This window comes from Labilibaculum manganireducens (assembly GCF_002843385.1).
GTDB classification, from domain to species: Bacteria; Bacteroidota; Bacteroidia; order Bacteroidales; family Marinifilaceae; genus Labilibaculum; species Labilibaculum manganireducens.
On sequence record NZ_MVDE01000019.1, the window covers coordinates 1 to 15,419 of the forward strand.

The 15,419-nt window shown below is 36.2% G+C and carries 9 protein-coding genes; all 9 read right to left on the minus strand.

Going from position 1 to position 15,419, the window contains the following annotated elements; all coding sequences use genetic code 11:
• Positions 1 to 408 precede the first annotated feature (408 nt).
• Positions 409 to 2,082, minus strand: a complete 1,674-nt coding sequence (locus tag BZG01_RS12750; protein WP_101310229.1) for a glycoside hydrolase family 28 protein — start codon at positions 2,080 to 2,082, stop codon at positions 409 to 411.
• A 23-nt stretch (positions 2,083 to 2,105) separates the two neighbouring features.
• On the minus strand, positions 2,106 to 2,234 hold the full coding sequence (locus tag BZG01_RS21995; protein ID WP_281256430.1) for a hypothetical protein: 129 nt from the start codon (positions 2,232 to 2,234) through the stop codon (positions 2,106 to 2,108).
• Positions 2,235 to 2,322: 88 nt separating this feature from the next.
• Positions 2,323 to 3,990, minus strand: a complete 1,668-nt coding sequence (locus BZG01_RS12760) for a glycoside hydrolase family 43 protein (RefSeq protein ID WP_101310231.1) — start codon at positions 3,988 to 3,990, stop codon at positions 2,323 to 2,325.
• Positions 3,991 to 4,036: 46 nt separating this feature from the next.
• Positions 4,037 to 4,990, minus strand: coding sequence for a pectinesterase family protein (locus tag BZG01_RS12765; protein WP_101310232.1), 954 nt, complete (start codon positions 4,988 to 4,990; stop codon positions 4,037 to 4,039).
• Complete coding sequence (locus BZG01_RS12770; protein WP_218973103.1) at positions 4,987 to 5,973, minus strand: pectinesterase family protein; 987 nt, start codon at positions 5,971 to 5,973, stop codon at positions 4,987 to 4,989. Before BZG01_RS12770 ends, BZG01_RS12765 begins: the two co-directional genes overlap by 4 nt.
• 412 nt (positions 5,974 to 6,385) lie before the next feature.
• Complete coding sequence (locus BZG01_RS12780; protein ID WP_218973104.1) at positions 6,386 to 8,077, minus strand: pectate lyase; 1,692 nt, start codon at positions 8,075 to 8,077, stop codon at positions 6,386 to 6,388.
• A 271-nt stretch (positions 8,078 to 8,348) separates the two neighbouring features.
• Positions 8,349 to 9,971 carry a DUF4957 domain-containing protein gene (locus BZG01_RS12785; RefSeq protein WP_180327309.1) on the minus strand — a complete coding sequence of 541 codons (1,623 nt, stop codon included), beginning with the start codon at positions 9,969 to 9,971 and terminating at the stop codon, positions 8,349 to 8,351.
• A 172-nt stretch (positions 9,972 to 10,143) separates the two neighbouring features.
• A complete protein-coding gene (locus tag BZG01_RS12790; protein WP_101310236.1) occupies positions 10,144 to 12,096 on the minus strand; it encodes a RagB/SusD family nutrient uptake outer membrane protein in 1,953 nt (650 codons plus the stop codon).
• Between the two features lie 31 nt (positions 12,097 to 12,127).
• Positions 12,128 to 15,412: a SusC/RagA family TonB-linked outer membrane protein gene (locus BZG01_RS12795; protein WP_101310237.1), complete on the minus strand. Its 3,285-nt coding sequence runs from the start codon at positions 15,410 to 15,412 to the stop codon at positions 12,128 to 12,130.
• Between the last annotated feature and the right edge of the window lie 7 nt (positions 15,413 to 15,419).

Here is a 15,419-nt window from a genome sequence, read left to right on the forward strand (position 1 = left end):
GAAATATCAGATCTACAAGAAAAGATTACAATGATGGTAAATGAGTTGAATCCCGATTTAATCAAATCCATTACTGGTTATCCAATTTATACAAATTGCTTTTGTGAGTAAATTAGTCTGTAAAATGGTATAACGTGAACTTTTCGGTGATTTTGGATGATATTGTTCCTTATAATTTATCTCCAATACAATGGTTCGTGTACCTTTCTTATTAACTGCCCTAGGCAATTAACCTTCCGGAGATCGTCAGATCATCAATAAGTTTATTGATGATCTGAACGTCTTCATCTCACCCATCATTGATAAAACGCCTAAAATATTCGACTCCGGGAAAGGCAAACTGCTGAGCCAGCGCAATTACAAGGAACAATAAAAAAACAACATAATTAATTTTCGCATTCTACTCATTTAGAATGTGTTTACTTTCAGTATATTTCGATTCACTTCATGTCCAACTTCTAGAATCGAATTAACATCTGCTGCTGAATGAACATCGATATGAATCTGTTCTGTCTCTTCTCCGTGAACTGAAATAAGTGGCTTCTCAGATTCCGACAACACAAGCTCTTTTACAGATACATTTTTTGAATTATATAAGGCAATTGCAGGAAATACATTGGTTTGCAAATGCAAATTTCGAATCGTAACACCTGTTGCATCGATACACAACAGCCCTTTTTCTGTTTCCATTGTAATATTTTCCAACAAAATGTTTTTAAGATTCATTTCGGGCAGGCCTTGTAAATAAATGGCTTGAGCGGCTCCTTTACAAGTGACATTTTTAATACTAATGTCTTTAAATTGCGGAGTTTCTTCTGTTATCTCAGGAAGCATTTCGGAAACCGATTTCCCTCCATAATACAAATTAAAGGAGATCGCCTTGTTTGGAATGTTAATCATATCGATATCAGAAATGTAAATTCCTTCCACAACACCACCTCTACCACGATTACTTTTAAATCGCAATCCAACATCAGTTCCCATAAATGTACAAGCCGAAACATGCATATTTTTAACTCCTCCCGACATTTCACTACCTACAGTTAAACCTCCGTGCCCATGATACACAATACAATTTTTCACAATCAGGTTTTCGGTAGGCATGGCTCTTTTGCGACCATCTTCATCTTTACCTGATTTAATACAGATTGCATCATCGCCCACATCAAAACTACAATTTGTTAAAATGGTATTTTTACAAGACTCTATATCAATGCCATCACCATTCTGAGAGTACCAAGGATTACGTACTGTAAGATTTCGCACCGTTAGGTTTTCGCACATTAGCGGATGAATGCACCATGCCGGCGAATTCTGAAACACGGGACCATCCAACAACACCTCTTTACAATTCACGATACTTACCATTACGGGACGTAGAAAATCTTTAATTTCCTCGTATTCTTTTATCGTTTTTAAATTTTGAGGCACATTCATTTTACTTTGCCTGTCTCCTTTTACAAACCCCTCAGACGGATACCACTTCCCTCCTTTTTCATCGACAATTCCTCCTGAAGCGACAAGCTTTTTCCACTGGTCACCGGTTAATTTCGAACGCTTTACCATACGCCATACTTCTCCTGACCCATCAAAAACACCACTTCCTGTTATGGCAACATTTCTTAAATCGTTCCCTTGAATTGGCGACAAACACCTAACTGTATTTAAGCCTTCGAAACTTGCATTCACTAATGGATACAAATCTTTATTGGTACTAAACAGCACCAAAGAACCAGCCTCGGCGTGAAGGTTGATATTACTTTTCAAAATAATGGGTCCGGTTATCCATATTCCCCTTGGAATAATTACTTTTCCTCCTCCTTTACCTGCAACATGCTTAATAGCATCGGCAAAAGCCTGTGTATTTATTGTTTTCCCATCCGCTACAGCTCCAAAATCAGCAATTGAAACTGAAAAATCAGGAAATGCAGGCTCTACAACCTGAGGCATATCAAACTCGATTCCCTCGTACACCTTGCTTATTCCACTATTTTCAATTGGTTTATTCTGACAGGCAAACGCCAATACAAGAACCAAAACCGAATAAAAAAATCTCTTAATTTTTTTTTCTACCACTCTCATTCTATCTTATTGATTTAGGGTTACTATTCTTCAAATGTTTTCATTCCCTCAAAAATCAATCGGACTATTTCTTTTGCTCCGACCGATTGAAAATGTTTATTATCATTCTGTCCATCAGGAAATGCTTCATAAATCCCCGCAGGTAAATTCATGAAATAATATTTGGAAACATATTCTTTTCTTTTACTGGGAAGAAAATCTATCGACAATTGTTTTAAACCGATCAACTAAATATGCGTCCTATTCCTCAATCTTCTCTATTCGAAACCAATCAATGTCAGCACTTCCTGCATTATTAATTACACCATCACGAAGAGCAAAGAATCCTACTTTTGCCCCAATCCAACGTCCCGGAACTGCATTAAAATTGTCTCCTGCCTCTGTAAACTTCTCTCCATCGGCGCTATAACTAAAAGAGCAAACGGCACCAGCTTTAACTTTTAGTCTGAAATAAACTGTTTTCTCTTTAAAACCATGTTCAAACAGTTCTTTTTCAGCTCCATTCTTTCTTGCATTACCGCAACGAACAACCCGAATTTTTAATTTCTCATTGATCTGTTTTAGAGAGATAAACTGATAATTTTCTCCCATTACAACAAAACCTATTTCCTCACCATCAAAATGATTATTGAATGTAAATTTCGTTGTCACCATAAATTCTTCAGCCGGAAATTTCTGTAGTAATAAATTTGGAGTCTCCCACAAATTCACATAATCGTCTGATTTAGGAATACAATTTAGACGATAAAAACCCATATGTCCGGTTGGAAATCCCCATGTTATTTTTGGATTGGCATGCCATTGCCATTGTAAACCCAATGATGGCTCATTAAACTCATCACTTTCGGATGGAGTCATTACTTTCCCTTTTGGCAAATCAGGCTTTTTATAACTAGACACAGGCTCTCCAATTCCATCCCCATCCAAGTCAATACCCATTACCGGCCAATCATTTTTCCAACTCATTGGCTGTAAATGAACAATTCGACCGTAAGCATCTTTATCCTGAAAATGAATGAACCAATCTTCTCCGGAAGGAGTATCGACCCAAGCACCTTGATGCGGACCATTTACAGCTGTTTTTCCTTTTTCCAAAACAACCTTTGAGTCGTATGGTCCATAAATGTTTTTAGATCGAATAATCAATTGCCAACCTGTTGAAACACCACCTGCCGGAGCAAAAATGTAGTAGTATCCGTTTCGCTTATAAAATTTTGGCCCTTCTAAAGTCGGATGATCTTGGCCTCCATCAAAAACCATTACCCCATCGTCTAACAGCTTGATTCCATCAGTACTCATCTTGCTAACAACAAGAATACTCTTTACACCAGCACGACTACCAGCAAATGCATGAACCAAATATGCTTTTCCATCATCATCCCATAAAGGCGATGGATCAATCAAACCTTTTCCTTCTTTCACCAATATTGGCTCGGACCAAGGTCCCATTGGATCTTTTGCTTTGGTAAGGTAAATTCCGAAATCAGGATCAGGATAGTAGATGTAATATTCCCCTTTGTGAAAGCGAATGCATGGAGCCCAAACACCATTTCCGTGCTGCGGTTTATCGAACACATCAAAAGGCGGTTGTTTATGTAATGCATAGGAAATTAGTTCCCAATTAACCAAATCGGTTGAATGTAAAACCGGCAAACCAGGAGTACAGTTAAACGACGAAGCTGTCATGTAAAAATCATCTCCCACCCTTACTACATCAGGATCTGAATAATCAGCATGCAAAATTGGATTTTTATAGGTTCCATCGCCATTGTCAGCGACCCATACCTGAGAGATGTCCTGTTTATTTTCATCATTAGATTGTGCTATCGCAGGACTAACAATACCTGCAAAAAAAGCAATCAGCCAGAACGGAACTATTTTCTTCCTATTTATTTTTTGTTTTCCCATAACACTTTATTCTCTTCAAAATCGATTAAAAACAATAATATCTGATTTATTTTATTTCCCACTTACTAAGCTGAAGCACATTCTCTACTGTATATTTTTCAGCTTGTTTCGCCGTTAATTGTTTCGACCAAACAACTCTATCGCTTGTATCAGCTCCTAAACCACGATTCCGATACTCTGCATAAAATGCTGTTTCTTCTCTCTCAGGCTTCGACCAGTTGTGCCATCCTTCAGGGCGAATATGTGCACCCAACACACAATTCAAGAAAACCACATTTGCGTAATCACGCCAAGGTCTTCCTAAAAATACCTTAGAAATTTCGGGCGTTGCTTCTATTTTGCAATTCATAAATACGTATCCAAACTCACTCTCTTTTGGTGTTGATGCCGCAGTGATGTAAGAATTTTTTTTACATAGAATTACACAATCCTGAAAGACAGCTGTTGACGAGCCAAAAATAAAATCGGTTGTTCCTTCTATATAACATTCCTGAAAATACTGACGGCTATTTTTTCCTGAGGCATAAACAGTGTCCTGATTTCCCAAAATCCGGCATTTTTTAAACGAACAGCCATCTCCTTCTACATGCAAAGCTACTGCTTGTCCTTGCATACCTTCCGAATTTTCAATCGTTAAGTTTTCAACACAAATATTATTTCCTAAAATCTGCATGGTAAAAGATGTAAATGTATTGATATCGCCTTTCCCAGAATAATCATCCCAGGTTATGATCGTTTTTGCAACGTCTTCGCCCACAAAATGAATATTCTCCTTATCTACAGGAACAACAAGCTTTTCTTTATAGATTCCTGATTTAATAAAAATAAGCTTTGTTTCCTCAGATGACCTTACGGCATTAATTGCTTCCTGAATACTTTTGTAATCACCTGATCCATCTGCTGCAACTACAATCTGATTTTCTATTGCTGATGAACAGGAAAAAAGAATTGTACTCCCCAATAAATAAAGGAGTATGAGTATGTTTAATTTTTTTCTCATTGTGTTTGAATGTTTGCGGCTGATTCAGGAATCCAGCCATTAAAAATATTTTCCAATGTATAAGTTTCTCTTTCTTCTTTTGTTAATTGATGCGACCATGAAACTCTATTCGCATATTTGGCTCCTGAACCCGTATTTTTATATTCTGAATAATTAACAGTTCGTTCAGCATCTTTTTTATTCCAATTGTGCCAACCTTCGGCTTTAATAACCTCTCCTAATTCGCAGTTTATAAATGCGGTTTTAGCATATGGCCTCCACGGACGTCCTAAATAAACCGATCCAGCAGGAGCATTTCCTGTGATCTTACAGTTGATAAACACAAAACCAAAAGGTGTTTCTTCCAAGGTAGAAGCCGCTGTTACGTAACCTGGCCCTTTGCAGAAGATCTCGCATTTTTCAAAAACCGCTGTCGACCATCCAAAAATAAAATCAACTGTTCCCTCGATAAAGCAGTTTTTGTAATATTGACGACTATTTTCGCCATGAGGATAAAGAGTATCCTGATTTCCTAAAAAACGACAGTTGTTAAAAAAAATACGATCGCCCTCAATACGCACAGCAACTGCCTGCCCAACCGGTCCTGAGGAGTTCTCGAAAGTAATATTCTCTGCTTTAAAATCATCTCCGAAAATGTAAAATCCGGAAGAGCCTGTTGTTCCTTTTTCTTCTCCGAAACAATTTTTCTTCGATGCATAATCATCAAAAGTAATTATCGTATTCTCCAAACTCTCACCAATAAATAAAACCTGATTTTTAGAAGCAGGAAGAATCAATTTTTCCTTGTAAACTCCATTTTTGATATAAATAGAAGTCCTGTTTTTTCTGAAATCAGGAACCGCATTAATCGCATCCTGAATGCATGTAAAGTCTCCGTCACCATCCTTGGACACAATAAAATCGTAATTTGAACCTGTACTTCCTCTTGAAAATTGACTAAAACAGGTAATAAAAACAATAAGAATAAGATATTTCCATTTCATACACATTAATTTTATTTTCAACATACATCTATATTTTTACAACACACTTAACAACATCCAGACTCTGGTTAATGATTACATTTGATCCGTTCACTCCAATTCTCAATTCTACAATCCAGGTATTACGAAACACATCACCTCCGGATCGTAAAGTAATAGTTGATGCTTCAGGCAATAAAATTAAAGCAACAGATGAAGTTAACTGCCTTTACCATTCCCAAAGAAGACAGTCTGTATTCCCTGACAGGAAATTATTTCCCAAACAAGAGGGGTATTCTTCCCAAAGACTGCAAAAAATAAAATTCAAAAAAGCACAATATACTACTATAGAGATGCTTATAAAGGCAAAACGCTGAATGTTCTTCTTCCAATTCACTTTTCAAAACTCTCTGTTTTTAGTGATATAGTATAGCTATTCAGCGATAATTTTTGTGCTTTTAACTTCTTTTTCAGAAACAGCTCTTACAATATAAAAGCCATGCTTGATTGTAAAATTAATGTCACTATTTATTTGCAGCTGTTTTACAAGTACCCCTTTTATATCAAAAACAGAAACATTAGTACTCAAATCAATACCTTTTATATAAATTCTGTGCCTTCCCCCAAATATTTGTATTTTCGGTTGTTGAATTTCACCCACCCCAGTAACTACATCAACAACTGCATCTTTGTTTTGGTTATTAACAATGTCTGAAACTAAACTATTAAGATAGGTTTCCAGGTTAGAATATTCGGCATCTACAGTCGTCTGCAGGGCATCATCAGCATTATTGCTGTTCAATCCATTATTTTTCTCCCAACTATCTGGCATGCCATCTTCATCAGTATCTACAGGCGCTTCTGCCGACATCAGATTCGGCCAACCACCAACGGCACTTTGTGTATCAATAATACCATTTGTACTCCCATTCCCTCCATCCATAACTGAGGCTGTTCCGTTTCGTACATCATCAATAATTCTTTTATCAACGGCATCTCGCATCAGGCTGGCACCTGCGTAGTCTAATACCCTTTTATAAGCTTCATCTGCGGTATGGGTAGTAATTTCGCCAGAATCGAATGATATATTTGCTTTAATTGCGTCTTTTTCTTCGTCAGACAAACTGCCATACTTACTGGCAAATTGATTATAAACACCATATGTCCAATTGTCTTCTGATGCTTCTTCCACCCCTTCAATAATAGTTCCATCGATATAAAAATGCCCCCAAATATCATAAATTTCAGAAGTGTTGTTTTTTGTGTATTTATCAATTGATACAATACGTGTTGATTTTGATGATGAGGTTGCTAAACCCGGTTTGTAATAACAATTTACAATATTCACATTCATAGCTTCTCCACCATAACAGCTGTTTCCACCCCAGTTATAAATTACATTATTCCGCAAATCAACCAAATCGGTTAATGCGAATTTATCTCCGGCATATTCCCCTAAGCGGGGATTTCGGCTATCGTGATCTGCAAGAAGATTGTGGTGAAAAGAAGCATTTTTACCTCCCCAAACTCCCCCGTATCCATGAGCTCCTTTTTCATGTACCGAATTGCGAAGACTTTCAGAGATGATACTCCATTGCAACGTGAAATTTTCATTTGCGTAAAAGGAAACACATTCATCTGTAGACCAACTCATAGAACAATGGTCTACAATAATATTTTCACGAAAACGACCTCCCAAAGCATCATTTTCTTGTTTGGCAGCATCTCCCATGCGGAATCTCATAAAACGGATAATCACATTATCACAGGAAATAATTACTGGATAATCTCTTAGGCAAATGCCATCGCCCGGAGCTGTTTGTCCTGCTATGGTAATATTGTTGCTGGTTATTTTTAGATTGGATTTCAACTGGATTGTTCCGGAAATTTTAAACAATATAATTCTGGCACCAGTTTGATTTATTGCATAGCGCAATGACCCTTTTTGATCATTATCACTCAAATTAGTTACATAAATCACCTTTCCACCACGGCCTCCTGTAACATATTTCCCATGTCCTTCAGCACCAGGAAAAGCTGGCAATTCACTCCTTTGTGCCAATGCACTACACATAACTGTAAACAGTATAAATATAGTATTGAATAATTTCATCTTCTTATTCATATTTCAATTCTATTAGAAAATAAATAGTTCAAACAATACCAAATTAACATTAAAACATAGCCTGCGAAATGTTTCTCTTCAACTGTATCTCAGTTAAAAAAGATGCAAGCTAAATTGGCTGTGCTTTCCTTTTTTACCTCGATCTACTAAAAATTAATTCATTTTGAGTAAAATCTCTTTTTAAATTAAACAGGTATAATTTTAATGAAAAAAAATATTGCAAAGAATACTGGTTCTTCTTTGCAATATTTTATTGTAGATTAATTGATGTTTACCACCAACGAGAATCACCAACTTTATCTTTCAAACGATCATCAGAAACAGAAAAGTCATTATTATCCGGGTCAGCAAAAACAGAATAAATGTCACCACTTAACTGATTTATGTCCATTGGTGCAACTACTGTAACAGCACCTGCCTCATCAGTAACGAAAGTCCATACCAAATCACTTGTTCTATAATTATCTTTTATAGTAACGCTTGCAGCACTGCTTCGATAACCATTAATCATGTCGGTATTCCATCCCATTCCAAATAATGATTTGGTAATTGAAAAACCATTTTCCAATAATTGCCCTTTAAGATCGAATAAATAATAATTGCTCGTACCAGGAACAAAACATGCTGTGAGGTTTTTAATGGTAAATGATTTTAAAGTAGGAGCCTTAGTTGCCTCAACAAACTTTTGTGCATGTGTTATTGTTGAGTTTGTAATACGAATATCTTCTATTACCGCTGAACTGTTATCTTGTTTTATCACACCGTAACCTCCAATGGAATCTATAAGGCAATTGTTCATTGTAATTGCACTAATTGTTGCCGCAGTTTTAATTCGTATTACTCCACGTTTGTATCTTATTTCACAGTCTTCAAATGTAAGTGAATCAACAGCAGCTCCCGAATTTGAAACATTAAATATATATGTGCCACCAAAATTACTGTCAGTAGTTTTTGGTTTATCCGGATGGTCGGTGAATGAAATACCTTCAAAATACAATTTCTGAATATTTGCCGCTCCATCAACATCGAAGTTACCCGATACTGCAATAACAGCTTTCCCATTCAAGCTGTATCCTGTAACAATACTAACATTGGATGACAATGTTGGTCCGGTTAATTCGTAAGCCATTCCTCCTGCCAATACAAGTGTTACACCATTTGGATGATCGATCGCTAACTGATCAAAATATTCCTGAGATAATAAAGAATAACTTTCTTCTTCACTATAACTTCTAAGATCAATTACATCTCCTTCAAAAGTTTGTGCTGGCATAGTAGTAAAACTTTTTTTTCCCAAATAATTTCCCTCACTATATGCTTTTACAACGTAAGATGATTCTTCCACCAAATTCTTAATTATTCTCTCTTTCTTTTCATTCTCACTATCTGTTAAAGCAACTGTTGTTATAAGGGTATCATTTTTAAACAACATCAAACTATCGTAAACAACGCTCTCCCATGAAACCCGAACCTGATTATCGATTACATCGCTGGATGAAATTGAGTTGAGTTGAGTTGGATAATCTGAAGTCGTAATAACTTTATTTACGTAAGGTCTCGACTCCAGCGTTTCTCCAACTGATTTAATCTGCAGGTAATAATCTGTATCATATTCCAAATTTTCAAAAATATAAAAGGAGGTATCGGTAGTTACTTCCTGTACAAATGTTTTTAAAGAATCATCGGAAATTTTCAGTTCATAATATTCTACATTTTCGTATTGATCCCATTCTGCTTTAATCCATGTTCCACCATAACTGGTTTCACTAATAGTTGGGCGAAATAAGCGGTCTGCAACAGCTAAATCGTCATCGTCCTGACATGCGGAAAAAATAACGATAAATAACATTGCTACCAATAAAGGCAATTTCATTTTGAGGTTATTATATTTCATTTGTTTGCAATTTTTATTTATAATAAACATATAAAACAAGCCATAAGAGTCTATTCTTTGTGCAGGAAAGTATCCCTTACAACACGTTTCATATAACCAGATTTTAAATTTATATTATGGGATTATTATTCTTAAATAATCCATTTGATACTATAATTCACTCTTATAGCTTTTATAAATCAAGTCCATATCCATTATTATCTAAATACATACTGGCACTAATGGTTGTTGTTGAAATTGGGAGTAAATAAGGTACTGCAGAAATACCGCTATCATCAGTATATCCCCGCCAGCATCTGGTTGTATAATCAGCACTTTCATAAATACGTTCGCCAGTTTCTAAATTATCAGTGTAACTATATAATGATTTTGCCCAGTTTGTTGATGCATAAGCATTCTCATTTCCATCATTCTCAAGATCATCTTCATCCACTGTTGTTTCAGGAATTTCTTCAGGCACATATTTGGTATTTAAAAACCGAATTGCACCATTTGTTTTCTGATAATATAATTTAGCTGCGTAATCAACATATTGTGCAACATCAGGATCTGAGAGATCCAGTTCATAAGCTGCTTTCCCAATATTGTTTAATGTGTTTTTAGTTTCAATAATTTTCCTCCCGTAAATATTCCATCTTACCAAGTCAAATTTACGCAAACACTCTCCACCAAACTCCCAGGCACGTTCGTTAACAATAGCATCAAAAAAATCTTCTTTTGAAGAAAGACCGGAAATATAGGTATCAACTTTTGTACTGTAATCTTCTTCTGCAAATGCTCGTTTCCGCACTCTTGCCAAAGCATTTTTCGCAAGTGAATTAGGGCCATTCAACTCATTTTCAGCTTCAGACAACATCAGAAGAATATCAGAATACCGCATTAAAGGCCAATTAATTCCTGTTCCTTTAGAAGACTCGGATCCCGGATCGATTGTTAGCCATAAACGATTCCATTTTCCCGTTGATAAACTGGTAATATTTGACACATATTCATCATTATCATCTTTGTAATAAACTTTTGAAACAGTCACGTCTCTTCTACTGTCTTTATCATCAAATGAAAAATAGTAAGTTGGTGTCAGGTTTACCTGAATTGTTGATTTCCCTTTAGATCCTCCGGTAACAGTTGTTCCAACACACCAACCAACATCACCTCCATTTTCTGCTAAATTTGCAACCTCATAAAGAACATCATCGTTAACAGGCTTTTTAAATACACATTCATTATAAAACACCTCTTTAAAGCTAGGATTTAGCGAACGATCCTTTAAGCCAATTAATTTCTGACAATAATCAGAAGCAAGCTGATAATACTCATCGGAAGTTCTTGCAATTTTCTTTACACCATCAATAGTATACGTCACAGCCAAACTATCATTAGATGCAACAGGAAGGTATTCATCAGCTTTTTTCATGACTCCTTCTTTTGTCATCCCATAACCAGCTCGAAACAAAGCCAAACGGGAAATCATCCCCATGGCAAATTCCCGATTCATACGTTCAATTCCATCGGCATATTCATCGGCAAAATACATTTCTCCTTCACAATCTACTAAATCTTGAATGCACCCGGTATAAATGTAATTCTTATCTGTTTTAGGAATATCTAATTTCAGACCTGCTTTTGCGGCATAAGTAAAATATGGAACATCACCCCAAAAATTAGTAAGAAGAAAATAGCGATATGCTCGTAAACAATATGCTTCTCCCAACATCATTTTCATATCCTTATCCTCTGCGATACTGCTTGATTTAATTCCCTCGATACATTGGTTTGCTCTATCAATCGCCAGATAATTATTCTGCCAAGCTTTATTGATATCACCAAAACCAGTTAAATTGCTTCCCTGCAAAGACCAAATATCCCGGCGTGAACCATCTGGGTTTGCAGATGGCTGTATTGCTTCAACATCTGAATTTTGCATCCATACGCATGACATCCGTGAAGAATAGGGATCCTGAGCAAAAAGAGAATATACGCCAAGAAGCGCTTTTTTTGTGTCTGCTGTATTTGAAAATACATAATCTGCATCAAAAGAAGATGGAGACTCGACTTCTAGATGGTCTTCGCATGATGACATTAAAATCACCATCAAATAGAAGATTGGTATAATATATTTTTTCATTTTTTCTGCTTTTGTTTTAGTTCACTAAAATTTAGAATGTAACATTAACACCAAATGTCCAGGATAAACTCTTTGGATACGATGAATAATCTACTCCTGGAGTAAGCCCTGATGTAGAAGAACTGCGCACCGGAGAGCTAACTTCCGGATCATATCCTGTATAATTGGTCCACGTCCACAGGTTATTCACAGTACAGTAGACTCTAAATCTGCTGCAGGAAACTCTTTGGCTTATTGCTTCGGGAAGTGTATATCCTAATGTAATATTTTGTAAACGCAGAAAAGAACCATCTTCAACTGCCCATGAATGTGGTAAAACTACAGCGTTGCCAAAAGAGTATGGAGACCATAATTCTTTCTTATTATTCCCCTCATTCATTGTTTTTAATGTTTGCAAATCAGTAACTACTTCCCCTGTTTCGCGATTCAGATAAGAGTAACTGTTTTCTGCATCCATTATGGCTAAGAGATTCGCATCATTTGTACGATATTTTTGTGTTGATGCAATTTTATTGGCATTGTAAATATCATTACCGTATACGAAACTAAACATCACAGAAGCATCAAACCCATGATACATTGCATTCATACTAAATCCGCCTGTAAAATCAGGATTTGTGTTTCCAATAACTTTTCGATCTTCTCTATCTACAGTTCCTGAATTATCAAGATCTTTTAATTTTATGGTTCCAGGTCTAACACCTATAACACCCCCCAGTAAGCCAGTGCCGGCAACACCATCTTTTAGTACATATTGTTCAGAAGATTCATCATAGCTTTCAAAATCATCAGTTGTATAATATCCATCAGTAACCCATCCATAAATAAGACCTACCGGTTCTCCTACTTTTACTCTGTAATCATCATTACCTTTATTATCTGTTCCTGCCCAACCCGAACTGTAAACCTGCTCACTAATTCCATCAGCCAATTTGTCAACATTCGATTTATTGAATCCAATATTAAAGTTTGTAGACAGGGTGAAATCTTTTTTATTTATAATAGTAGCATTAAGCGACAGCTCTATTCCTTTATTGGATATGGCTCCTACGTTCTCTACAGTTGTTTCATAACCGGGCGCTACAATAGATCTCTCTATTAAAAGATCCTTAGAAGAATTATTATAAGCTTCCAGTGTTCCTGAAAGTTTCTCATTAAAAAACCCAAAATCCAAACCAATATTGCGTGTTACAGTCGTCTCCCATTTTAGATTAGGATTGGCTAATTGCTTATTTTTTGCACCGTAATAGCCTGAGAATTTATCACCTATACCATAAGCTTTTGAATCTTGAATGCTATAATTTTGTTTGTACATGGTACTCTTAATCCGGTTGTTTCCTACTTCTCCGTAACTTACTCTCAGTTTTAGATTTGATAACCAGTTTTCAGTAGACTCCATAAAAGGCTCCTGCGTAATACGCCATGCAAAAGCTGCTGCTGGAAAAATCCCCCAATGATTTTTCGATGGAAATTTAGACGAACCATCTGCCCGCGCAGTTAATGTCAGCAAGTATTTTTCATTATAATTATACCCAATACGACCAAAGAATGATTCCAAATTATCATTATCATAAACCGCACTTGTTACTTTTGGTATTCCTTCTCCCAAACCCAGGTTGGCGAATATTTTATCTGGAGTTAGGTCTGTACTATAACCAGTAGCATAAATATTACTTTCATCACCTTGCCCCGACACAAGCTCCTGCCCAAGCATTATATTGAAATTATGAAGTGTGCTAATATTAAAATTATATGCAAGCGTTTGCACTTCACGGTAATTTTTAGCTGTGCTTTTTGTCCAGTCTACTAAAGGTTTACCTCCAACATAAGAAGCATTACTTGTATATTGTCCCCAATAGTTTTGTGTTTCGTTAAAACCAATTGTATATCCACCATCTAAACGATAAGTAAGCCCTTTTACAATCTCCCAGGTTAATCCTCCTGTAAAACTGTATTTTTTATTATATTTCCTTTTCCAGTACTGAGCTGCTCGTTCTGACAGTGTCAAATTACTTTTAATCCATTCACTATATTCATCATCTGTTAATGTACCTGGATTAATCTGAATAAATTCCTGCAATCCATTAACAGGCCCTTTTGTAACTGCATCGGATGTACGAACCTTATAAGAACCACCTGATGTTCCTGAACCATTTGTTCTGCCATCAGAAACACGTACATTAGCATCAAACTTCAAGTTCTCAGCTAATTTATGGTTTACCTTTAAATTAAGATAATATCGTGTATAATCATTATCCTTCATTAAGCCACCATCATGATTATAGGAAGTACTTAACGAAAACTTCGTTTTTTCATTTCCTCCGGTGATAGAAATGTTATGTTGTTGTGAAAGAACATCAGCCCCAAACATATCATCTTGCCAATTTGTTCCTTTCTGAAACTTATAAAGATCCAAATCATCGAAAACCCCGAATTTGTTTTCGAAATTTTTCAAATCGTCTTCTCCTCCCAACGCGGCCAGTTCATAATTCCTCATCGTGTACTCATATGGATCCAAAACATCCAGCCTGTTGCGAAGCTTTTTTGTTTGGAAAAAACCATTGTAAGAAACCTGAGTTTTTCCTGCTTTTGCACTTTTGGTTGTAATAATCACAACTCCATTTGCTCCTTGCGAACCATAAATTGCAGTAGATGAAGCATCTTTTAAGACATCAATGGTTTCAATATCATTTGAAGATACATCACTCATACTTGATACCGGAAAACCATCCACAATATAAAGCGGCGAATTATCCCCAGTAACAGAACCTCCTCCACGAACTCTAATAATCATCTCAGCATCAGGAGATCCGTCTGCAGTTGTGATTTGTACTCCGGCCAATCTACCTGTTAAAGCTTGAGCTACACTGCTAACCGGAATGTTAGCCAATGCTTTTCCTTGTACTGATGATACAGCCCCTGTTAAGTCTCTCTTCTTAACTGTACCATAACCAATAGCAACAACTTCGTCCAGCTGTTCTGAATCTACCTCCAGAGATACATTAAGTATGCGTTTCCCTTTCAAAGGAATTTCCTGTGATTCATACCCTATGAATGAAAAAACGAGGATTGCTTCTGATGATGCCTCTAATTTATATGCCCCATCAATATTCGTAATCGTTCCAATTGTAGTTCCCTTCACAAAAACATTAGTTCCTGGAATACTTTCCTTCGTTTGGGCATCAATTACTTTACCACTAACAGTAATGTCCTGAGCGAACACACTGGAAGTGCTACAAAATAATAAAACAAGAACTCCTATGCGAAAACAAATCGGACATAGTTGTTTTTGTTTTACTTTAGAAAAGTTTGTCATAGTTTTT

Bases quoted from the DNA above. Each gene is read 5' to 3' on its own strand.
- BZG01_RS12750 (WP_101310229.1), bottom strand. From the start codon at position 2,082: ATGAGAGTGGTAGAAAAAAAAATTAAGAGATTTTTTTATTCGGTTTTG.
- BZG01_RS12790 (WP_101310236.1), bottom strand. From the start codon at position 12,096: ATGAAAAAATATATTATACCAATCTTCTATTTGATGGTGATTTTAATG.
- BZG01_RS12770 (WP_218973103.1), bottom strand. From the start codon at position 5,973: ATGAAATGGAAATATCTTATTCTTATTGTTTTTATTACCTGTTTTAGT.
- BZG01_RS12760 (WP_101310231.1), bottom strand. From the start codon at position 3,990: ATGGGAAAACAAAAAATAAATAGGAAGAAAATAGTTCCGTTCTGGCTG.
- BZG01_RS12795 (WP_101310237.1), bottom strand. From the start codon at position 15,412: ATGACAAACTTTTCTAAAGTAAAACAAAAACAACTATGTCCGATTTGT.
- BZG01_RS21995 (WP_281256430.1), bottom strand. From the start codon at position 2,234: ATGAATTTACCTGCGGGGATTTATGAAGCATTTCCTGATGGACAGAAT.
- BZG01_RS12785 (WP_180327309.1), bottom strand. From the start codon at position 9,971: ATGAAATATAATAACCTCAAAATGAAATTGCCTTTATTGGTAGCAATG.
- BZG01_RS12780 (WP_218973104.1), bottom strand. From the start codon at position 8,077: ATGAATAAGAAGATGAAATTATTCAATACTATATTTATACTGTTTACA.
- BZG01_RS12765 (WP_101310232.1), bottom strand. From the start codon at position 4,990: ATGAGAAAAAAATTAAACATACTCATACTCCTTTATTTATTGGGGAGT.